The sequence below is a fragment of the Candidatus Nanohalobium constans genome (assembly GCF_009617975.1).
In the GTDB taxonomy this organism is placed as follows: Archaea; Nanohalarchaeota; Nanosalinia; order Nanosalinales; family Nanosalinaceae; genus Nanohalobium; species Nanohalobium constans.
On record NZ_CP040089.1, the window covers coordinates 170,947 to 191,087 of the forward strand.

Below are 20,141 nucleotides of genomic sequence, written 5' to 3' on the forward strand. Positions count from 1 at the left end.
AGGAGAGGGTAAAAACCCCTCCTTTAAATTCTCTTTTTTCTTACTGTACTTCGTCTTCGTGAGATGTACTGTAGTCGTGTAGTTCGTCTTCTGTGAACCAGATTTCGATTTCTCTTTCTGCTTCTTCTGGTTCTGATGCGTGGACCAGGTTCTTGTATGTCCGTCCTGCGTCGTCTGCGTGATCCATTGACATGTGTCCGTAGCGACCTCTGATAGTTGCTGGATGTGCTTCCGAAGCGTCTGTATCGCCTACGATCTTCCGCAGATTTTCAGCAGCATGAACTCCTTCCAATACCATTGCGACGATAGGACCTTGTTTCATGTACTCAGCTAGACCATCGTAGAAAGGTTTATCGACATGTTCTTCATAGTGTTTTTCTAGTAATTGGTCTGTGGCTTGAACCATTTTCATCCCGCAGATCTTGAAACCTGCATCTTCAAAACGGGATGTGATTTCTCCTACAATCCCTCTCTTAACTGCGTCCGGTTTTAAAGCCACGAAAGTTCGTTCAACATGCTCTGACATAATTTAATCAACCTCTTATAAAAGAAATCTGCAACCGGAATTTTTTAAACGCTCTACAAATCCTCTAGATGGACCGTCTTGTTCAGGTATTCGATCATCCATCCTCTTTCCTCACTCCAAGAAAAAAGATTGATGTTGCAGTTTTCCTGCCTGAACTTCCAACTGTTCCTCGCAGTCTTGACAGCCCTAGGCATACTACTAGAGTATAGAAAATCTACATCCTCTGACCTCAGCCTTTTACCTAGTGCCTCTGCCTGTTTCAATCCTTTATCAGTTAACTTGGACTCGCTCTGACCCTGAATAGTATCTGTACAGTTGTGCTCTGTTTGTCCGTGCCTGCAGAGAAAAAGCCTCACATGTTAGAAGAGGATAGAAGAAATTATTAACCTATCTCGAGGCAGTGATATTTCTATGGAATGTCTGCTCACACTTAAGCAGTGATACATTCTCATTTTCCAGCCATTCCGTTCCGGTCTGATTCCTGTACTCTGCCTGATCAGTCCATTCCATACCACTCATATCAGCGTCGCAGATATTGTATGCTTGCATCATGAGCTCGGACTCAACCCTGCGGTAAAAGTTTTCAGTCCCTGGCTCAACCTCAGTATAATTATCGTAGTTGTAGGTAGTATGGTCCTGCTTCTGGACGCCCAGACAGACACCTACATCCATACCGATACAGTTAGTCTCGACTTCCGTATAACCGACTTTCAAAGGGTCATCTGGAGTATAATAATTGTTTAACGCTGCAGCACTAACTACAAGAACTGCACAAACCCCTAGATAGAAAACATCTTTCCGAACATTGTCTGAAAACTCCAGATTCATGACTAACACTGGTCCACGCATCTTCTTAAAACCTGTAACAAACAGGGCGAAGGATTTTATGAATATTCACTGAGAAAGGTTCAAGTATGCAGGTAGGAACAATAGAAGGAGAGGTCAATACTTCCAACTTTAAATTCCGTGCAACAGAAGAAGTCAGAAAATTCGACTTCGTATCGGTTAAGAGCAATGAAAAATGGATACTAGCACAGGTAGAAGAAGTAACCAAAAAATCCGACGGCGAAACATACGCCAAAGCAAGTATAATCGGATACAGAGACAAGGGCTTAACTAAAGCACCACGAAGAGTAATAGAGCCAGACTCAATCGTCTACCAGGCAGATCAAGAACTAATATCAGAAACACTGGGTCTCGACGACAAAGGACTTAACATCGGTAATCTTGAAACCAATCCAGAAATAGATATTCATGTCGACCCAGAAGAGTTCTACAAGCACTTTGCTGTCCTGGCACAAACTGGAGCAGGTAAATCCTATCTTACTGGTGTTTTAATTGAGGAAATGCTTGAGGATGACTTTCCGGTATTGATACTTGATCCTCACGGAGAGTATTCGTCGCTTCAACATCCTAATCCTGAGAACGAGGAGGAGCAGAGAAGTTATGAGGTGAAGGAGTACTCTCCGAATACTGAGATTAATCCTGATGCTTTACCGCTTCGATTCTCCTCGCTGAATCTCTCCAAGAAGGAATTAATGACTCTTATCCCTGATTCGTTGACTAACTCTCAGATGGGGGTCCTCTACAATGCTTTGAAGCGTTTGAAGGATAAAGATGAGGACTATGGTCTTCTCGATATCGAGGACGCGGTTTCACAGGAAGATTCAACTGCTAAGTGGAATCTACTGAATTATTTGGAGCAGTTGGAAGAATCAGGTTTGTTTAGTAAGGATCCGATAGACTTGAAAGATTTGGTCGAGCCAGGAAGAGCTACAATCATTAACTTGCGGGCGGTGGAGCCTGAGGCTACAGAGATGACTGCTTACATGCTTGCGAAGAAGCTTTTCGACTTGAGGAAGAAGAACAGGATTCCGCCTTTCCTGATGATTATGGAGGAGGCGCACAACTTTGTACCGGAGAAAGGCTTTGGTCAGACTCTCAGTAATGACATAATGAGGAAGATTGCTTCGGAAGGAAGGAAGTTCGGCTTGGGTATGGGAGTTATCAGTCAGAGACCGGCTCGTATCGACAAAAATGTACTAAGCCAGTGCAACAATCAGTTTATCTTGCGTGTAACTAATCCTAACGATCTGAAAGCGATTTCGAAGTCTTTTGAAGGTATCAACTCGGAGGTTGAGTCTATGATAAAATCCCTGCCTCCTGGCGTCTGCTTTGCCTTAGGTAACGAGTATCCTGTTATGACTTCTGTAAGGACGCGTAAATCCAAGCATGGTGGTGAAACGCAGACAGGCGACAGTTACGAGGAGAAGACGCAGATCACTTACTTCAGTCCTCGTGATTCTCTTCAGGAAGTCGAAGAACAATATGGTGAGAAGTTCTCACGCTCTTACTATCCGTTCTATCTGGTGCAGAATGATAATGAGAAGATGTTGATTGATGGGGTTAAGGATAAAAAGAAGGCGGACAGAAAAAAGCTGCAAAGCCTCACTAAGAAGGTTTTCGACCGTATAAATAGTGGAAAGGATAAGCAAGAGATTGTTGATGATCTTGATGTTGGAATATCCAAGGTAGCGGGTAAAATAGAGCAGCTGCAGGATGAAGGGTTTTTGGATGGTCAGGAGGTTGTTGAATCAGTTTTCAACCTGGAGAAGATCGAGGATGATGTCAACGAAAGTGAGATAATCGATTATGAGATTGAGGAGAGTGATGTTTCCGGACGGCTGGAGGCTTCAGATGTCTCGCTGATTTACTACCCGTTCTACTCATCTGATGAGGTGGTTTATGATCCTATTCTGTCGAAAGAGGTGGATTAGAGACAGGGTATTTTAAGACTTAACTATACCTAACTATATTACACGATTCACAGGGTTCGTGGTCTAGTTGGTTATGACGTCGCCCTTACAACCGCATCACGTGAGAGTTTTTACGAACCTACGTATAAGCGAGTAAGTTAGGCGAAGATCCCCAGTTCGAATCTGGGCGAACCCAACCACTTTATCTTAATCGAAGACAACACTGGGTTGTTTGTCACCAAAAGGTAAATAAAGAATGAGTTTTTGAATACTATTATACAAAAGGCAGGAGTGCTGTGTATATCATATGAGCGAATTAAAACAAGTGATTGTCCTACGCAGCGATCTGGATATGTCAACCGGCAAAATGATTGCCCAAGCCTCTCACGCGTCGTTAAAGGCTTATAAAAAAGCTGACGATGAGTTGAGGGCTGACTGGGAGAGCCAAGGAGGAAAGAAAGTGGCTCTTAAGGCGGGCGAAGATACTTTCCAGGAAAAATTGGAGGAAGCAAAAACTTTACAAGTGCCGGCTGCCTTAATCACCGATGCTGGTCACACAGAGGTACAACCAGGAACGAACACGGCTCTGGGTATTGGACCAGCGACTTCAGATAAAATCGATCAAATTACGGGCGAACTAAAATTAATCAAATGAACGAAGAACCTGAGGAGACAGAAGAAATGGAAGAAGACTCTATCATCGATATAGACTTCACCAAAATGGACTGGAACCATTACTCGGATACTTACGGAATTAAAGGAGAAATCAAGGAACAGGTAGATGATTTCATAGTTAAAGAACTTGCTTCTCATGATACTGGAGAAGGCGATCATCTTATCGTCAAGTTAAGAAAACAGAACATGACTACGATGGATGCGGTCGATAAACTCTCCAAGATGCTCCATATTTCTCGAAACAGGATAGGCTACGCAGGCAACAAGGACAAGAGAGCGGTCACAGAACAGTACGTTTCTATCCAAGGCGTTGAAGAGGAAGAAGTCAGAAATGTATATACTGACGAGTTTGACATTGAGGTAATCGGGAAAGGAGGTAAGATAGGACTGGGAAATCTCTCCGCCAACAGGTTTGAAATAACTGTAAGAAACCTCAAGCTGCCTGCTGACGATATAAAAGATAGAAGCCAAAAGATTGTTGATGAACTTGGTGGAAAGATGCCTAACTACTTTGGTGAGCAAAGATTTGGTTCGGCAAGACCTATAACTCATCAGGTCGGACGCTTAATTCTTAAAGGAGACTTTGAAGAAGCAGTGTGGACGTACATTGCTAAGCCATACGATGAAGAGTACAAGTCAATCAGAAAGGTTAGGGAAGAGCTTTGGGAGACCAGAGAGGTTGAAGGAGCAGCAGAAAGGTTCCCAGAGAAATTCCAGTATGAAAAGACTCTGCTGTATCACCTGACCAAGAACCCTGGAGACTATCAAGGGGCTATCAAGAGACTGCCTGAAGGTCTTCAAACACTTTTCGTCCACGCTTATCAATCATGGATTTTCAACAGAACTCTTTCTCGCCTAATTGAAGAAGACTGGTACGATGAAGAATACGAGATTCCTCTTGTAGGGTACAAAACAGAATTCAACGACAACAAGCCGGATGAAGTTCTCCAAGAGGTTATGGAGGAGGAAGAGGTTGATAGAGACGATTTCAGGCTGCCAGAGGTACCTGAACTTGCCTCCGAAGGCAGTTTGAGAAGGGCTTTTGCAGACTTCAGAAACTTCAAGGTAGCAGAAGTAGAAGAGGACGACCTTAACATGGCTAAGAACAAGATGCGCGTAAGATTTGACCTTCCGAAAGGATGCTACGCAACAGTATTCCTACGCGAAATAATGAAGAACTAAAAATTCGAGTCCAATATCATTTGATAAGCCATGGAGATTCGGGAAATAACTGAGGAAATAAAACCGGTTCACTTGGCAGTGATCTCCATATTCTTGCTAGGTTTCTTAGCAGGTCTTCTCCCGGTAAACACAGGATACCATTACTGGGATGAAACAGTATACCTCCAGCATGGCGAAATATTGGCAGGGGAGAGCCCGAACACGTTTAATGAATTTGATATAAGACCTCCGTTATTCTCATTGATGCTTGGAGCTGTCTTCTCGTTAAGCCACAGCATTGTATCCGCCCACATTTTCGTGGCTGCCTTTTCAGCAATAGGAATATTACTTACCTACTGTCTTGGCAGAGACCTTTTCGACAGTAAAGTCGGAGTTGGAGCAGCCCTCATATATGCACTTTCTCCTTTACGAATAAAGATGGCAGGAGATATAATGGTAGATGCCTTATTGCCTGTACTATGGTTGATGACAATTTTCATATTCTACAGAGCCACTCAATCATCTGAAAGAAGGCTTACTAGTTTCATGTACTTTTTTACCGGAGTCTCAGCTGGTCTGGCTGTGCTCATGAAGTTCACTTCGCTAGTTATCCTTCCGATTTTAGGCATATCGCTTCTAGCTTTTAAATCGTTTGAAGGGTTTAGAAAACCTAAAAAACTGGCTTTGGATCTTTTAATGGATAAAAATAATTATTTGGCTGTAATAGGTTGTGTTTTCACGATGTCTCCCTACCTGGTGTGGAGCAAGTTGACTTATGGCGGTTTTTTCTCTACATTTATCTATGCTTGGTCGGATAGAGGTCTAACTGATCCTATGATGACCTATTTAACAAGCCTTGATGTTCTTATACCGTCCGTCTTCTTTGCAGGCTCCCTGATTTATATTCTAACTATGGATGCCGACAGGTTTGAGAATTTCTTGCCTCTGATTGTCCCAGGGTTTTTCTACCTGATTATGCAGTTTGTAATAAGGAATAAAGAGCCGCGTTTCCTCCTTCCTGCAATACCTTTCGCTGCTATCCTCGCATCTGCCGGCTTTAGAAACATTTTTACCGATAAAAGGTTCTACATCTTTTTGATTCTATCTGCTCTTGTATTTACTCCAACAATTTCAACTGAAGCTGGTGAAGGTGTTTTAGAACATGGTACTACATATTCCTCTACTTATTATCCTGAGGCTCAGACAGCATTATGGATGAGGGAAAATACTTCTGAGGACGCGGTGCTTTACACGAATTTCCATGAGCCGATACTGGGTTACTACTCTAAGAGACAGATAATGCAGCTGCCTAACTACCATAGCTTTGAGCAGCTTTTAGACAACTACTTCAATCAGTCAGGATATGTTTACTATGCCAACAGCACAAGATTCCAGAACCCGTCATATGAGGAAATGGTCTCGCGATCGGACTTCAGTAAAGTAAAATCTTTCAGTGGTAAATCTCATCTCTTTTACTACAGCAAATAGCTTTCGCTGAAGAAGGGTTGAAAGTTAATCTGTTTTCTGTTGCAGTGGACGAATTATTCTTTTATCAATATTCTGGGGTAATCTAAACTCACACCATGGAGTTAATTGACCTGACCTATTTTGCTGTATTTGGAGTAATGATTTTTTCCGCTTCCATGATGCTATCTGTCTACCTATTCAACCGCAACAGGGTCAAGACCGATCCTGAGACATCCACATTTCCCTCACTGACTTTTCTCGTACCAGCATACAATGAAAAGGAACATGTCAGCGACTGCATAAATTCTCTGTTAAACCAGAGCTATGAAGGAGAAATTGACATAATTGCGATAAACGATGGATCTGAAGACTCAACTCTCGAAGAACTGGAAAAATTTGAAGACGAGATAGAGATAATCGATAAGCCGAACACAGGCAAAGCTAATTCAATGAACCAGGCTCTTGAAAGAGTGGATACTGATCTCGTGGCCTGTATGGATGCTGACTCCATAGCCGATAAAGACATGGTGAAAAATATGGTTGGATACTTTGAGGAGGAAGATGTGAAAGGTGTGACGCCTGCTATGAAGGTGCGTAACCCTGAGAGTTGGGCGGAAAAGATGATTTGGACGGAGTTCACATACAATATACTGTTGAGAAAACTTTTCGCGATTTTTGACGCCCAATGGGTTATGCCAGGTCCAGGAAGCATCTATGAAACACAGTACCTGAAGGAACTGGACGGATGGGACGAAGAAACATTGACAGAGGACATGGAAATAGCCTTCAGAATGTTCAAAAACGGAGGTAAACTGAGAAGCACCACGAACGCATTCACTATAACCGAATCTCCTGATAGTTTTAGAGGACTGTTTAATCAACGCCTGAGATGGTACAGGGGCTACATCAGTAATAACCTTAGGTACAAGGATCTCTGGTTTAATCCCCAGTTTGGAAATCTTGGTCTTGTTATACTGCCTTTTAACTTGATTCTAACTTCTACAATTGTTTTCCTAGCATCCCACATGGTGATACGGATTTTCAACTCTATTTTTGACGCTGTTAACAACTATCTTTTGCTTGGATCATTTTCACCAGGTTTCAGGTTAAGCATCTTCCAGCTGTCTGTTTTCCACATATTTTACCTGGTTATGGGCATAACAGGTTTTGCGATGCTGGTGTTGAGTATAAAGAGTGCTGATGAGAAATTTAAATTACTGGAACGGAAAGTACATTATGTGTTGTTTTTGAGTATTTACGGACCGACCTACGCAGTATTTTGGATCGCTGCTCTAATCAAAGAGATCGCAAATGGAGGTAAAGAATGGTGAAAAGAAATTTTGACTGGGAATACGTCGTAATAGGATTACTAACTACAGTAATACTGATTGGAACAATCTTCCTGGCAGGCAAGCAACTCAGCGACCACAAGGTTGGTGCTCTTGAACAGGAAATTCAGGAAATAGAAGTTGATCAACGCTCGCAGCTCTTATCGTACCAATTATCAACTGAATCAAATCCGAGCTGCAACGCAATGAAAAAATGGGTTAACGGAACTGTAAAGGAATCTCAGGAGCTTAGGAAAGACGTAGCACAGTACGAAAACTCTAGGAAAATTAAGAACTCTAAGTATTCTGTTTTGAAAAAGAGATACATGAATTTGCTGGTGCAGAACCTTTTACAGGTAAAGAGGTTGGAGGAGAACTGTCAGCAGAACTACACTGAGGTAGTCTACTTCTACTCAAACGACTGCCAGACCTGTAAGGATCAAGGAGCAGTCTTATCACAGACAGCCAGAAACAGTAACAACACTGTAATCTATCCGCTTGACACTAGCCTCAACATGGATACAATAAACTACCTTGAAACCAAATACGGAGTCGAAGAGTATCCTGCTCTGGTTATAGATGAGAAACTGTACACAGGCTTCAGAGGAAGAAACGACCTAAACCAGATAATAGAAAACTCCTCTGAATAAAGGTATTTGCCTCCAAATGATTTCAGTCATAACCCCCACATATAACGAGAAGAAAAACCTAGAACAACTTTTCCATAAAGTAGACAACGCCCTGAATCATCGAGACTACGAAATTCTTCTTGTAGATGATGACAGTCCGGATGGTACGGCTGAAAAAGCCGAGGAACTTTCACAGGACTATCCTGTAAATGTATTCGTCCGGGAAAAGGACCATGGGCTATCTCAAAGTGTAATAAAAGGTTTTGAAGAAGCCAAAGGAGATCAAATTGTCGTGATGGATGCAGACTTGCAGCATCCTCCAGAAAAAATACCAGAACTTATCCAGAAACTCTCGGGCTCCGATATCGCAGTAGGTTCTCGGTTCAAGGAAAAGGATTCGGTTGAACACTGGAAGCTTTCCAGAAAGATTATTAACAGGGGAGCCGCTATTCCCGCAAAAATCGTGATGTATCCTATGCGGCTCTCAGATCCTATGAGCGGGTTCTTTGCATTCAATAAGGATGCTGTTGACTCAGAAAACTTGGATCCTGAAGGTTTTAAGATACTGCTTGAGATTCTTCACTGCAATGATCTGGATATTGAAGAGGTTCAGTTCAGCTTCGGAGAAAGAAAAAGTGGTGATTCAAAGCTTGGACTGGCTGAAATAGTAGAGTACATGGAGCATGTCGGATCAATACTGTTCAACCGGCTAGGCTTAACCAGACCCCAATCCAAAAGACTGGTGAATGCAGCTGAATTTATGGGTGTCGGTGCTACAGGAGTACTAGTTAACTCAGTCATATTTCTTGCAGCAATCCAAAACAACTTTCACTACAGTATTGCAGGAGGATTAGCATTTCTAGGTGCTCTGCAGTGGAACTTTTTCTGGAACAGAGAAATAACTTTCTCCAAATCCACTAAATCCTTCAAACACCAGTACACATATTTCTTCCTAGTCAATTTAGGAGGATTCGCCATCTATGAAATCCTGCTATTTGTACTGATCGGATTGCTGAATGTCTGGGAGCCTGCAGCAAACATCGCCGCAATATTCGGAGGATTCCTGTTAAACTTCTTTGGATCTGAGAAACTGGCATTCGAGTAGCTTAAAAAGACGAAGCCTCAACAATCAGGATATGAACAATCAAACCAAAATTTTCTTAGCAGCAATATTTCTAGGACTGATCACGGGTTTTGTCGCATCATCGATGCAGCAAGAACCAAAACAATCATACTGCGAAAAAACCGAGGCTGCTATAAAGCAAAACACAAGTCTCTCAGGAGCTATAGCCTGTTTTGAACCAGGAACCGTAGAGTTCAACTTAAGTGATAAAGTAGAGGAAAGCGCAGAACTTAAATGCGTCTGCAGAAGAAGCTCTGAAGGAGAAGTACAGTTCTGGGCGATTAACAAAGCCCTTTAATCTCTAAACTCATTATTCAAGGATACCTTGTTGCTTCTGCCTTCTTTCTCCTTTGAAACGATATCTTCATCTACCAAGGTTGACACAACTCCAGAAATCTTAGCCTTGGAATACTCAGACTCCTCAACGATATCCTTCTGCAACATCTCACCGCCCTCTTCTTGCAACATTTCCACAACCAGTCTGCAATCCTCTGACAACTCATCCAACTGATTTGAGGTTTTAACCGCATTCTTCCGTCGATAAACCATGTACGAAATCAAAACTATCAGCAACAAACCCAGTACACTTCCAGGAATTATCAGAGAACTGTCCTCTTTTTCCTTTTCCTGAAGCGGTTCGTAAAGAACTTTGTAGTTAACAGGCTCTCCCAGTTCTGGCTGACTGTTCCACTCTACAAAAAATCTTCTGCCATTCATATTGCCAAGCTCTCCGGTTTCAGGGTTTACAACGCTTGTGGTGGCATTAGCTTGGTCAACTAAGCCAGTTCCTTCGGGAAGAATCACTTTAAAACTGTAATTTTTGATCGGTCGGTAGATTGACTGGCTGTAACGGAAAACGCTTATATCGCCTTGGGAAGTGGTCAAGCCGCTTGTAGTGTAGTCTATATTTACTGTGAAATTCTCTGAGACAGATGTATCGCAGTTGATGTTTGTACCGATAGCTAATTCAGTGTTACTGCATTCTACTCTCTCTCCGTTAATCTTAACTCTTAAATCGTCTACGGGGTGTGAGGTCTGATAGTTGAATGTGGTAGTAGTCAAAGTATCTACCTTCATGACAACTGAAACATTGTTATCTCTTAGATCAACAGCTACATCTTCCTGAGAGATAGTAGTAGCTGCTCCCAAAGAAACTGTCAACAATACTAAAAAAGTTAAGATCAAGTATTTTGTTTTCATTGTTCTTCTGTCGACTTAGATACTAAAACGCCTCCTACACCCATCTGTGCATACTTATGCATCACATCTGCAACCTGCTGAAGGCTTTCCTGACCTTCCTTCAAATCCATCTCATACTTCTCAGGTCCCTCAACCTGGACATAAGTCGGTCCATAATCAAATGTGACCTGAATGCATTTTCTGAATGTCTCAACCTCAAGTTTACACTCTGCAACCTGAGAAAAACCCTCTTCAAGATCAGGATGAGGATCCTCAACCTTCGAAACCTCATCAACATTAGACTCAGTTATCTCTACCTCGGACTCGCTCTCCAACTTCTCCAAATGATCGTCCAAAGAGTCTTCTACAGCATCCTCGGTCGCCGCTACAGCCTCAAAAACCATCCAAATCTTAACTGTCATACACAAGATTTAGGCGCCTTAAGCTTAAAGCCTTAACAAAAAATCAACCCCACTAATTAAAATTCCAGTATCCAAAAGACTCAGAACATGGATACAGAGGCACCGAAAAACCTGAAAAACAAGATACAGGAACTCGAATACGAATACTGGTTCGATCAAAGAGAATTCGGGAAAGTGATGATAGTAGCCTCACTAGCTCTTCTAGTCGTCTCAGTCCACGCACTCTTCACGATAAACGGTGCAGTACAGCAAGCATCAAATTCAACTGAAAGACTGGAAACTACGGCTGGACTGGTTGGTTCAGATGGTTTTCAACAGAGTATGGAAAGCCTGGCAGCAACAGGAGCAACTATACAGGGTCAGGGAATAGAACAGGTAATAGCAGACTTGGAATATGCTTCTAGCTCAGTTGAAGGGGTGCAGAATCTTTCTATAGAACTGGAAAATGCGCAGACAACATACCAGTGGACAACCCTAATCGGAATACTTGGTCTGGTGACAGGCATCACTGTCATATACATCTAAAAGACTCCAGCAACAATTCTCAACTACATGCACAGAAAAATCTTGATCCCTATATTACTGGTGTTATTCGCAGGTACAGCAGCTGGATCCAACCTGACGGTTGAGGTACAGGACACTGATGGAAGACTTGATGCTCAGTTAACTGTGGAACAGGATGGAACTGAGGTAGCGAGTTCATCAGGATTTCTGGAGGCAAATCTGAACGATGGAGAAAACTATACTCTGATCCAGCAACTCGATAACGGACCAGATGTTACCGTTCACAACTTTTCGATAACCCAGGACTTCGATTACAGACCTAGAATATACCGAAATGAAAATCCGGAAGAAAACTTCCTAACTGACACAGATCCGCTATACTACACAGATCAAAGCTTTGACTTCTCAAAAGCAGAGTTCGAGGTCAGCAGGAATGAACCAGATAGTATCTCCCGCTGCACGTCAATACAGAACGGCGACTGCTCGTCTTGGGAGGTACAGGACACTTCACAGTTCGAGACAAGCTACTCAGGCTCGACCTTCAGCTACAACATAACCCAATTTTCGGGATATACCTCCGGAGTTGAAGCGCCACTGCCACAGATCGAAAATATCCAGATCTACAATGTTTCTGGAGTACAGGACCAGGAAAACGATGGCACACTTGTGGATGAGGGGTTGAATAAGACTTTCCAAATAAATCAGAGTAATCCAAATGAATACAGATTCTCGTTCAATGTCTCCAATCAAGGATCTGACTCCTGGATACTCACAACTGATGATACTCTGGAACATAGAACTCTAAATCAGTCTTGGAGCATCAACGAGTCAGAAGATATTTTCTACAATGTTAACGGTACAACTTATACTGGAGGAACTTTTTCCTCAGGTGCAGTAGGATGGAGCACCGGTAATGGAGGAGAAGTTCCTGTAAATGATTCGATGACCGCCCAATACATAGTAAATATATCTCAGGACTCAACAAATACTTTCAACCAAGTTTTAAATGCTTCTACATCCTCAGATACCTCTGATGAAGATCATCACGAATTAAAGACTTTGATATATGGCTTCATTGATCCGGATATAGACAGTCCATCTAATAATTCTGTCGTACAGAACAACAGAATTTTCAACTTGAACGGCACTATAAACTGTATTGATGGTGACTGCGGAGATATCAGAGCTGAGCCTCGCCGGAATGAGTCAACGGACCAGGAACCCTTTACCGGATCTGAATTTGAAGTTATAGATCAAAATAGTACCTGCTCAAACCTTCTGGAAGGACAATCATGTGCTGTTGAGTGGGATGTAAACGCTACGGGCGACCAAAATACTTTCCATGCGCTTGACTTCAGTGCTTCCTCAAGTTACTCGGGTGTAGAATCGAATAACACACAGGATAACATTATCGAAATAAGGGATATCTTGATGATTGATATCGACTGGAATGTGGTCGACTTTGGTGTCTTAGATCCTGGTGAGAAACAGAATCCTGCAGAAAACAACTCTGAAGGCTACAACCTAACTGTGGAGGAAGATAGTAACACGGTGGATAATCTCTGGTTTAAGGCTTCACCTCTTGTCTCTGAAAAAGACAGTAATTATACTATAGATCCTGTAAACATGAACTTATCAGAGAATTCCGATGGAAGCAACCCTAAGAACTTCACAACAAGTTATTCGCTGCTTGACTCTAATTTGAGGCCGGGAACAACTAAAAACCTTTACTACTGGTTGAATGTGCCTTATGGGATCATCAATGGTGGATACACAGGCACTATGACCTTTAAAGCCAATCGGACACAGTGATGAAAACTGAAATACTGATTTTGGCGGTAATGTTGTTTAGTTTCTCTGCAGCCTCCACAGTAGCAACTTTTCACGGCCAAATGGAAAAACAAGGACCTGAGACAAGTTATACTGTGGGTTTTGCATCAGATGAGTACAGCAAGATTGAACTCGATGCTCCAGAAAAAGAAGGATTGAATATTTCATATATTGAAGAGTTTGAGTTTGAGCCGGAGAATATCTCTAGAAGTATAAACCGTGAGGGTCAGAATATACCTGTTAAAGAGTTCAGTATCAGAGTTAGTTCTGTTGACCCGGTTAGGCAGTCATATGAGGTTCCTGTAACTCTTAGGGCGTATGGAAGTGGGAGTGCTGAGGGCAGGGCTACTCCAAGAGTGGTTCATGAGAGAAAGTATACTTTCAGTTACTTGACGGAAAATTCTCCGGATTATAACTTTGAAGGCAGCCTCATTGGTGGAGAGACTGAAGATAGAGATATTGCTGAGAGAAATGTTTCTGAGGAAAATGATGTGGATTCTGAGGAAAACAGTTTAACTGAAGAAAACCAAACTAGTGAACAGGAAGAACTCGATAAGAAAGAGTCTGGTGAAGGAGTAAATCCAGCACTATTGCTGGGTGTGCTGCTGGTTTTCAGTTATGTGTTTTACGAGGCGGTAACATGAGAAACAATTTTCCGATGATCTTGATGGTATTGACCCTAGTTTTCATGGCTTCGCTGAGTTTATCGGCTACGGATAGTGATCAATCTGATGTTTCGGTAGGTGTTGATGCTACGTGTGGAACTACGGCTTACAGATTTGATTTTGCTGGAAGTCAGAGTGGTAGAAATGTTGTAGGGGAGGGAGGTTCCGGCTATTTCTCTTTCCTTCCGTTTAATTCAGGAGAAATGTCTTTCACCAACATGTCTCTGGAGATAACTAACTCTTCTGGAAGCGAGATTTTCTATGGTGAGCCACAGCAGTTTTCCAAGGAAAACTTTACTGAAACATACCTCTTTAACTCTACTAACCGAGATGCAGAGTACTCTACCTCAAAGCTAAAAGACGATGTTGAGGGAAACGATGGCTATTTCCACTATAAAGCACCTTACTCTCACAATGTCAGCAAGGATGGACCGCCGTTCAACGCCACACCCCGGATACTTGAATTTAAAGCAGAGTACGAACCTGGAAACTATACAGGAACACTAAACCTCGATCACCAGTGCGAGTTCAGACCTCAGAACAGTTCCTCAATAGTTTCAAATGTATTTAACGGTACATTTGGAGAGGCTAGGGAGAGCGACAATATTTCAAGTGGCGATACATCTGACTTGAACCTTGATTTAGCAGGTCTGCCTATCTCCCGTATAAATTTCAGTGTTAACCAGCCTTATGCTAGAACAACTCCATTCAATTACAGCGAGAGTGTGGAGTTTGATATAGTGGTTACGGAGGGTACAGGGGAAAGCCCTAATCAGCCTGCTGACGAGAACGAAGCAGAATATAATCTGGATCTAAATGCATTGATTGATGCATTGGAGCAGTCAGCTGAAGTAAATACAAGTATCGATGAAGAGCAGTCAGCTGAACTGAAGGCTGATGCCATAGTAGAAGAATTAAGGAAGGCTGCAAACATCAGCCAAGCTCTCGAGGAAACCCAGTACGCAAACTACAGCTCCGATGCACTAATACAGGAGTTAAACAGGACAGGTCAGGTAAATACAGATGTCAACAGAACTGAAAATGCATCTCTCGACACTGATGCAGAGGAAACATCAAACGATGCGGAACCTAAGGAAGGTGACGGAAACTTTCCAGGACAAACACCTGAACCAGAACCCGAGCCTACTCCCGAGCCCACACCCCTGCTTAGTGTAGATCTAAGACCTTTGAATACTAGTTATACTGCGGATAGAGGTACTTTCACAGAGGTAGGTATGGAGGTGAATAATACTGGCGAGGAAACGCTGTCCGATCTGGAACTATCACCAAGATTTTCAGAAGGAATGGACTGGCAGTCTCAGTCTGTAACCATTGACTCATTGGAGGTGGGGGGATCGGTGAATCGGAGCGTGTTTGTGAATCCTGGAGAAGGTGTTGAACCAGGAATCTATCAGGTCCCTGTGTATGCCTCTACTCCTGATGAGGATATAGGAAGCCAATATGTCAATGTGGAGGTTACAGAGGAGCCTGCTCAGACCTCAGGTTTAAGCATCAGCGAGGCACCACAGGACATCCGGTTTGAAATGGGTAATAACTATACGGTACCGGTACTTCTAGAAAACAGCGGAGATAATGACCTGGAAAATGTCAGTATCGAACTTCAGAACACTGAAAACTGTGGAGATTACACAGCTGATGAAATTGAGAGTATTGCTGCAGGTGAAACAGCTTCAGTTTCAGTAAACTTCAATACTTCTGACAACTTGCAGGAATGTCAGGCAACTATAGTTGCTTCATCCACATCAGGTTCCTTTGCATTCTCAGAAATGACTGTTGAAACAGTGGAAGAAAAAGGTATAGTGCCTGAGGAATTTCGAGTGCCTATAATCGCCTCGCTATGGACAGCAATGCTTATAGTATATACTGTTGTCATAAAAAGATACGGTATGGACAGTCTAACTGTCAAAGTACCAATGGTACTGCTCATACTGGGCGAAACATTTATACTGATCTACTTGTCCTCTGCTTACTATGAAATCTTGCCGCCAGGATTGCTGCCTTTCAGCTCAGCTTAGGCTCTCAGCTACTGCGATACACGTGTCTATAATTTCTTCCGGGTTATTTACTTGTAGTCTGCCGGTATATTGCTCTCTGTGCATCTTTACAAAGAACTCTGCCAGTTTTTCGATCTCTTCTCCTTCATCAGTTGGCATTTCTCCAGCTAACTCCTTGTAAGTCAACTCTCTTTCAATACCTAGCTTTTGTTCAAGGAACCCCTTCATGATATGAGCAGTCTTGACAGATGCTTCTTCATCACCCAGCTCTCTGTATTCGTCTAGGATTTCTTCTAGTTTCTCCACACTTAATCCTTTAGAACTGCTTTCCTCTTCATTGCTGGAGTGTTTGAGTTTATCTCTCAAGTTTTCCTTCAGGTCTTCAAGCTTCTCCTTGGCGCTTTCTCCTTCTTTTTCTTCGCTGGACTCTTCCTCTCCTCGGACAGCACCCATCAACATTTCTAGGTCTTCCTCAGCCTCTTCACGCATTTCTTCATGCTCTTCCTGGCTCTCATCCTTACTTTCCAGACTGTTAGCAAGTTTTTCAAGGTCTGATGTGCTAGCCTCTCTCAGATCTTCTTCATCCATCCCATTTTCTTCTAACCTTTCAATTAAGCTTTCACGGTGTTCTTTCTCCGATTTAATCTCCTCAAGCTGCTCTAGAGAAAAATCCTCTAATTCTTCGTCGCTCATATCTAACTCGAGATCTTCAGAAATCCTCTTTTTCCTTTCAAACTTGGAGTCCTCATCTTCATCTTTATTTTCGTCCCCTGGCTTACTATCCTCGCCACTCTCATTCCTAGGTTCCTCTTCAGGCTCTGAGTTCTCTTCCCCATTTTTCTCTCCTTCATTTTCTTGCTCTAAACTGTCTTCACTTTCTTCTCTGTCTTCATCTTGGCTCCTATTTCCTGTCTCCTTATCTTCTTCCGATTCTTCAACAGACACCTCAGAATTTTCGTCATCTCTATCGTCCTCTTTATCATCTTCTGTTTTGGAAACATCTGTTTCGTCTTTCCTTATCTCTTCAAGATCATTTTCAAGGCTTTCTACATCCTTTCTAGCTTTCTTTACATCCTCCCCTACTTCTCTTTTTTTAATCTGTCGTTTAAGAAATTGTTTAGCTGTTTTGCGGTCTTTTATTCTTTCTTCTGCATCTAGCACATTTTCGAGTTGTTCTGAGGTTAACGGGTTTTCTTTGACAAATTCTTTCATTTCATCTACTGTCCCCCCTATTAGATCTATCAGATTATCCTGATCGATCTCTATTTTCTCTTCATCTAAATGTTCTATGTCCTCTACCCTCTCAATTTCACTGATCAAGTTTTCAACCTGTCCCATGTCTCTTTCTGCCAGGTTAAGATAGTTGCCAACATTCTCCGCGTTAAGTTGATCGTCTAAGAAGTTTATAAGTTCTTCACGGTTCTTACCAGATAGTTCAGCCTCCTTCAAGGCTTTAAGATCCTGAACTGTCAGGTCAATGCTCTTTACCTCTTCCCTAAAATATTCGCTATCGCTGGTTGTTAGTTCAGAAATTTTCCCTATAGACAGGTTGTCCAAACTGGTCATAGAAAATCATTGGCATGGCTTAAATAATATTTTAGGGGATAACCTGCAAGTCCGTAGTTCTGAAAACAGCCTCTATAACAAGTAAGCCACCGGCTAACAGGAAGAACCAGGTTGAAATATCGTTCCTGCTCTTCTTCTCTTCCAACTCAATGAATGCATCCTGCAGACCCTGCCTGTTTGACACGAATACAGCCTCTCCGCCTGTTGAATTCGATAAATTGTTCAGACCATCTCGGTTCAGATTAGGAAATTCCATTCGAGAAGCGTTGTTACCCTGGATAATTCCGAAATCATCCTGAGTGTTATTTGAGCTACCTCCGATCCCAATAGCATTTACTGTGGTATTCTGTCGCTGGGCATAATTTGCTGATTCATTCAAACTTTGACCCACTGTGTTACGACCATCGGTAATCAGTATCACAGTTCCAGGCTTTTCGTTGCCTGTCAGCATCGTAACCCCAGCCGCTACAGCGTCGCCTGTCGCAGTTCCGCCTCTTCCTCCTATACTGGTCTGGCTTATACTATTTCTTAAGGCTGAATGCTCGTTGGTTAACTCCTGCTCCTCATTTACACTTCCAGCATAGGAGATCAGACCTACTTGTGAACTGTTGCCCAGCTGTGAAACAAAGTCTTTTGAAACATCTTTGGCAGCCTGAAAACGATTAGGTTCAATATCCGATGTGAACATGGAGGCGGATGAATCCAGAACCAGCACAAAGTCTGAATCAGATCCCATTACCTCCTGAACAAGTACAGGGCTCGATAAACCAATCAGTAAAGCGGTCACAGCTAAAATTCTTGTAATCAAAATCAGGTCATCCGAACGCAGGAAGTTTCCACCCGCCACCTTCTTCAAAGTCTCGTAGTTTCCAAATTGCATCACTCTCTCACGCTTCTTCTTACGTCCGTATAAAAACATTAATACTAGCAGACCATTCAGTAACAGTAGTAAACCAGCGTATTCTGCGGTAAAAGATAGCTTCACCAGTCCTCACCTGCCTCATCGAAGTATTTAGCGAACTTGGCTGAGAACTGGTCACGTGTATCAATCTTTATGATTGAGGCGCCGGCACCTTCAACCTTGTTAACAATCCTTTCCTCTCGTTTCTGAGCCTCCTCATTATACTCTTCTTTGACCTTGGACGTGTTGACGACTAATTGTTCTCCTGTAGAGATATCTCCAAAACGCATGTTCCCATTATCCGGGAGTTTGTAGTCCCTCAAGTCCTTCACCATCACATTCATGACATGCCGGAACTTTTTCGAAGCAACAAGCATCTTAGACTTCCAGTCCCCCTTGGGTCTGATAAAGTCAGATATAATAAATACAGAAGTATTTTCCTTAATCTGTCCAATTATGCTGTTTAAAGCATGCTCAAGGTTAAAATCGCCGCCATAATTTCCGAAATCAGCCACCTCATGAAGAATCCTCTGGTACTGTGCATTACCGCCTCCTGGAGCAATATACAGCTCGTCCTCTCCAAAAAGACCGAAGCCAACATCAATACCGGCATCAGTAGAAGCGTAAGCGATAGCAGCAGCAACAACTGCTGCGTACTCTGACTTCATCTTGTCTGTAGTACCGAACATCATGGAGTTGGACGCATCCAGAGCGATGAATACGTCCATGTCCTTTTCCTCCTCGTACTCCTTGACGAAAAGGTCTTCTGACTTGGCCGAGTTCTTCCAGTCGATTCTTGATGCGTCGTCACTGGTATTGTACTGTCTTAGGTCGGAGAACTCGATGCCCGAAGCCTGGAACTGCTCCTTGTACTTCAACGCGAATCGAAACGTATCGGCGACTCGCTTAACCTCGGAGTCCACCTCTGCAACGACATCGTCAGTCTCGAAGAAATCCTCCTCACGCATCTCAGTCATACAATTAGAAGATAGGAAACTCTGGAATAAAAAATCAAGCTACTTGTTCCTGAAGTTCTTGTTCTCAGTATCAATGTCTTCGTAGAATTCATCTGAACTCAGTATAGGCATTCCTTCTGACAGTGCTGCGTGAAAGGCGTCAAATATTGTCGAGTTCTTCTCATCTATGTAGAACATCGCCTGTAGGACTGTCTCTTCATCAGTATACATTAAATCACAGAAGCTCAGTATATCTCTAACAAGAGGTGCGAAATTTTCTATATCGTAATCTCTATCAAGAATCATTACAACCTCGGCTAAGGCCAATATAGAAGTCTCTATATCTCCTCTGTTTTCTTCCAAGACTTCCATAGCGCTTTCCTTCAGCCAATCTTCATCCTTTATGACTGCTAGGATAAAATCTGAGTCGGCGTAAAT

The 20,141-nt window shown here is 42.6% G+C and carries 21 protein-coding genes and 1 tRNA gene; 13 read left to right on the forward strand and 9 right to left on the reverse strand.

Features of this window, described 5'->3' with window-relative positions; genetic code table 11:
• Window positions 1–40: 40 nt before the first annotated feature.
• From ndk to LC1Nh_RS01005, 3 genes are read right to left on the reverse strand one after another with little or no spacing between them, the layout of a single operon-like run.
• The gene (gene ndk / locus LC1Nh_RS00995) at window positions 41–526 is read right to left on the reverse strand and encodes a nucleoside-diphosphate kinase (protein ID WP_153549841.1); all 486 of its coding nucleotides are present in this window, start codon (window positions 524–526) and stop codon (window positions 41–43) included.
• Between the two features lie 53 nt (window positions 527–579).
• On the reverse strand, window positions 580–882 hold the full coding sequence (locus LC1Nh_RS01000) for a histidine phosphatase family protein (RefSeq protein ID WP_153549842.1): 303 nt from the start codon (window positions 880–882) through the stop codon (window positions 580–582).
• Between the two features lie 31 nt (window positions 883–913).
• Entirely contained in the window at window positions 914–1,354 is a 441-nt protein-coding gene (locus tag LC1Nh_RS01005; protein WP_153549843.1) for a hypothetical protein, read from the reverse strand.
• A gap of 86 nt (window positions 1,355–1,440) precedes the next feature.
• Between LC1Nh_RS01005 and LC1Nh_RS01010 the strand changes: the two genes are divergently transcribed.
• The 9 genes from LC1Nh_RS01010 (at window position 1,441) to LC1Nh_RS01050 (ending at window position 9,963) form a co-directional block, all read left to right on the forward strand.
• Window positions 1,441–3,303: an ATP-binding protein gene (locus LC1Nh_RS01010; RefSeq protein ID WP_153549844.1), complete on the forward strand. Its 1,863-nt coding sequence runs from the start codon at window positions 1,441–1,443 to the stop codon at window positions 3,301–3,303.
• A gap of 52 nt (window positions 3,304–3,355) precedes the next feature.
• Window positions 3,356–3,478, forward strand: a tRNA-Val gene (locus tag LC1Nh_RS01015).
• A gap of 111 nt (window positions 3,479–3,589) precedes the next feature.
• A complete protein-coding gene (gene pth2, locus LC1Nh_RS01020; RefSeq protein ID WP_153549845.1) occupies window positions 3,590–3,937 on the forward strand; it encodes a peptidyl-tRNA hydrolase Pth2 in 348 nt (115 codons plus the stop codon).
• Complete coding sequence (truD, locus tag LC1Nh_RS01025; RefSeq protein WP_153549846.1) at window positions 3,934–5,139, forward strand: tRNA pseudouridine(13) synthase TruD; 1,206 nt, start codon at window positions 3,934–3,936, stop codon at window positions 5,137–5,139. The genes pth2 and truD overlap by 4 nt, the downstream gene beginning before the upstream one ends.
• A 30-nt stretch (window positions 5,140–5,169) precedes the next feature.
• A complete protein-coding gene (locus LC1Nh_RS01030) occupies window positions 5,170–6,606 on the forward strand; it encodes an ArnT family glycosyltransferase (protein ID WP_153549847.1) in 1,437 nt (478 codons plus the stop codon).
• 95 nt (window positions 6,607–6,701) lie between these two features.
• The gene (locus LC1Nh_RS01035) at window positions 6,702–7,916 is read left to right on the forward strand and encodes a glycosyltransferase family 2 protein (RefSeq protein ID WP_153549848.1); all 1,215 of its coding nucleotides are present in this window, start codon (window positions 6,702–6,704) and stop codon (window positions 7,914–7,916) included.
• Window positions 7,910–8,563: a thioredoxin domain-containing protein gene (locus LC1Nh_RS01040; protein WP_153549849.1), complete on the forward strand. Its 654-nt coding sequence runs from the start codon at window positions 7,910–7,912 to the stop codon at window positions 8,561–8,563. The genes LC1Nh_RS01035 and LC1Nh_RS01040 overlap by 7 nt, the downstream gene beginning before the upstream one ends.
• Window positions 8,564–8,579: 16 nt before the next feature.
• On the forward strand, window positions 8,580–9,647 hold the full coding sequence (locus LC1Nh_RS01045) for a glycosyltransferase (protein WP_153549850.1): 1,068 nt from the start codon (window positions 8,580–8,582) through the stop codon (window positions 9,645–9,647).
• Between the two features lie 31 nt (window positions 9,648–9,678).
• Window positions 9,679–9,963, forward strand: a complete 285-nt coding sequence (locus tag LC1Nh_RS01050; protein WP_153549851.1) for a hypothetical protein — start codon at window positions 9,679–9,681, stop codon at window positions 9,961–9,963.
• On the opposite strand, the gene LC1Nh_RS01055 is transcribed toward LC1Nh_RS01050, so the two are convergent.
• Window positions 9,960–10,826 (reverse strand): helix-turn-helix transcriptional regulator, encoded by an 867-nt coding sequence (locus LC1Nh_RS01055; protein WP_153549852.1) that lies wholly within the window; start codon window positions 10,824–10,826, stop codon window positions 9,960–9,962. The two genes, LC1Nh_RS01050 and LC1Nh_RS01055, sit on opposite strands and share 4 nt — an antisense overlap.
• Window positions 10,827–10,861: 35 nt before the next feature.
• On the reverse strand, window positions 10,862–11,266 hold the full coding sequence (locus LC1Nh_RS01060) for a hypothetical protein (protein WP_153549853.1): 405 nt from the start codon (window positions 11,264–11,266) through the stop codon (window positions 10,862–10,864).
• Between the two features lie 87 nt (window positions 11,267–11,353).
• Here LC1Nh_RS01060 and LC1Nh_RS01065 point away from each other — a divergent pair, with 87 nt between their 5' ends.
• Genes LC1Nh_RS01065 through LC1Nh_RS01080 form a run of 4 tightly spaced genes read left to right on the forward strand, consistent with a single transcriptional unit; the run spans window position 11,354 to window position 16,301 of the window.
• Window positions 11,354–11,791, forward strand: a complete 438-nt coding sequence (locus LC1Nh_RS01065; RefSeq protein ID WP_153549854.1) for a hypothetical protein — start codon at window positions 11,354–11,356, stop codon at window positions 11,789–11,791.
• Window positions 11,792–11,818: 27 nt separating this feature from the next.
• Window positions 11,819–13,582 carry a hypothetical protein gene (locus LC1Nh_RS01070; protein ID WP_153549855.1) on the forward strand — a complete coding sequence of 588 codons (1,764 nt, stop codon included), beginning with the start codon at window positions 11,819–11,821 and terminating at the stop codon, window positions 13,580–13,582.
• The gene (locus tag LC1Nh_RS01075; RefSeq protein WP_153549856.1) at window positions 13,582–14,244 is read left to right on the forward strand and encodes a hypothetical protein; all 663 of its coding nucleotides are present in this window, start codon (window positions 13,582–13,584) and stop codon (window positions 14,242–14,244) included. Before LC1Nh_RS01070 ends, LC1Nh_RS01075 begins: the two co-directional genes overlap by 1 nt.
• On the forward strand, window positions 14,241–16,301 hold the full coding sequence (locus LC1Nh_RS01080) for a COG1470 family protein (RefSeq protein ID WP_153549857.1): 2,061 nt from the start codon (window positions 14,241–14,243) through the stop codon (window positions 16,299–16,301). The genes LC1Nh_RS01075 and LC1Nh_RS01080 overlap by 4 nt, the downstream gene beginning before the upstream one ends.
• Here the strand turns inward: LC1Nh_RS01080 and LC1Nh_RS01085 are convergent.
• From LC1Nh_RS01085 to LC1Nh_RS01100, 4 genes are read right to left on the reverse strand one after another with little or no spacing between them, the layout of a single operon-like run.
• Window positions 16,293–17,846: a DNA topoisomerase 2-like domain-containing protein gene (locus LC1Nh_RS01085; protein ID WP_153549858.1), complete on the reverse strand. Its 1,554-nt coding sequence runs from the start codon at window positions 17,844–17,846 to the stop codon at window positions 16,293–16,295. The two genes, LC1Nh_RS01080 and LC1Nh_RS01085, sit on opposite strands and share 9 nt — an antisense overlap.
• Before the next feature lie 31 nt (window positions 17,847–17,877).
• The gene (locus LC1Nh_RS01090; RefSeq protein ID WP_153549859.1) at window positions 17,878–18,831 is read right to left on the reverse strand and encodes a vWA domain-containing protein; all 954 of its coding nucleotides are present in this window, start codon (window positions 18,829–18,831) and stop codon (window positions 17,878–17,880) included.
• Window positions 18,828–19,724 (reverse strand): DUF58 domain-containing protein, encoded by an 897-nt coding sequence (locus LC1Nh_RS01095; protein WP_153549860.1) that lies wholly within the window; start codon window positions 19,722–19,724, stop codon window positions 18,828–18,830. Before LC1Nh_RS01095 ends, LC1Nh_RS01090 begins: the two co-directional genes overlap by 4 nt.
• A 39-nt stretch (window positions 19,725–19,763) precedes the next feature.
• Entirely contained in the window at window positions 19,764–20,141 is a 378-nt protein-coding gene (locus LC1Nh_RS01100; protein WP_153549861.1) for a PIN domain-containing protein, read from the reverse strand.

Excerpts from the sequence above, each read along its gene's own strand:
- LC1Nh_RS01060 (WP_153549853.1), bottom strand. The coding sequence starts at position 11,266 with ATGACAGTTAAGATTTGGATGGTTTTTGAGGCTGTAGCGGCGACCGAG.
- LC1Nh_RS01010 (WP_153549844.1), top strand. The coding sequence starts at position 1,441 with ATGCAGGTAGGAACAATAGAAGGAGAGGTCAATACTTCCAACTTTAAA.
- LC1Nh_RS01005 (WP_153549843.1), bottom strand. The coding sequence starts at position 1,354 with ATGAATCTGGAGTTTTCAGACAATGTTCGGAAAGATGTTTTCTATCTA.
- LC1Nh_RS01030 (WP_153549847.1), top strand. The coding sequence starts at position 5,170 with ATGGAGATTCGGGAAATAACTGAGGAAATAAAACCGGTTCACTTGGCA.
- ndk (WP_153549841.1), bottom strand. The coding sequence starts at position 526 with ATGTCAGAGCATGTTGAACGAACTTTCGTGGCTTTAAAACCGGACGCA.
- LC1Nh_RS01045 (WP_153549850.1), top strand. The coding sequence starts at position 8,580 with ATGATTTCAGTCATAACCCCCACATATAACGAGAAGAAAAACCTAGAA.
- LC1Nh_RS01070 (WP_153549855.1), top strand. The coding sequence starts at position 11,819 with ATGCACAGAAAAATCTTGATCCCTATATTACTGGTGTTATTCGCAGGT.
- LC1Nh_RS01050 (WP_153549851.1), top strand. The coding sequence starts at position 9,679 with ATGAACAATCAAACCAAAATTTTCTTAGCAGCAATATTTCTAGGACTG.
- LC1Nh_RS01040 (WP_153549849.1), top strand. The coding sequence starts at position 7,910 with ATGGTGAAAAGAAATTTTGACTGGGAATACGTCGTAATAGGATTACTA.
- LC1Nh_RS01080 (WP_153549857.1), top strand. The coding sequence starts at position 14,241 with ATGAGAAACAATTTTCCGATGATCTTGATGGTATTGACCCTAGTTTTC.
- LC1Nh_RS01075 (WP_153549856.1), top strand. The coding sequence starts at position 13,582 with ATGAAAACTGAAATACTGATTTTGGCGGTAATGTTGTTTAGTTTCTCT.
- truD (WP_153549846.1), top strand. The coding sequence starts at position 3,934 with ATGAACGAAGAACCTGAGGAGACAGAAGAAATGGAAGAAGACTCTATC.
- LC1Nh_RS01095 (WP_153549860.1), bottom strand. The coding sequence starts at position 19,724 with ATGACTGAGATGCGTGAGGAGGATTTCTTCGAGACTGACGATGTCGTT.
- pth2 (WP_153549845.1), top strand. The coding sequence starts at position 3,590 with ATGAGCGAATTAAAACAAGTGATTGTCCTACGCAGCGATCTGGATATG.
- LC1Nh_RS01035 (WP_153549848.1), top strand. The coding sequence starts at position 6,702 with ATGGAGTTAATTGACCTGACCTATTTTGCTGTATTTGGAGTAATGATT.
- LC1Nh_RS01085 (WP_153549858.1), bottom strand. The coding sequence starts at position 17,846 with ATGACCAGTTTGGACAACCTGTCTATAGGGAAAATTTCTGAACTAACA.
- LC1Nh_RS01065 (WP_153549854.1), top strand. The coding sequence starts at position 11,354 with ATGGATACAGAGGCACCGAAAAACCTGAAAAACAAGATACAGGAACTC.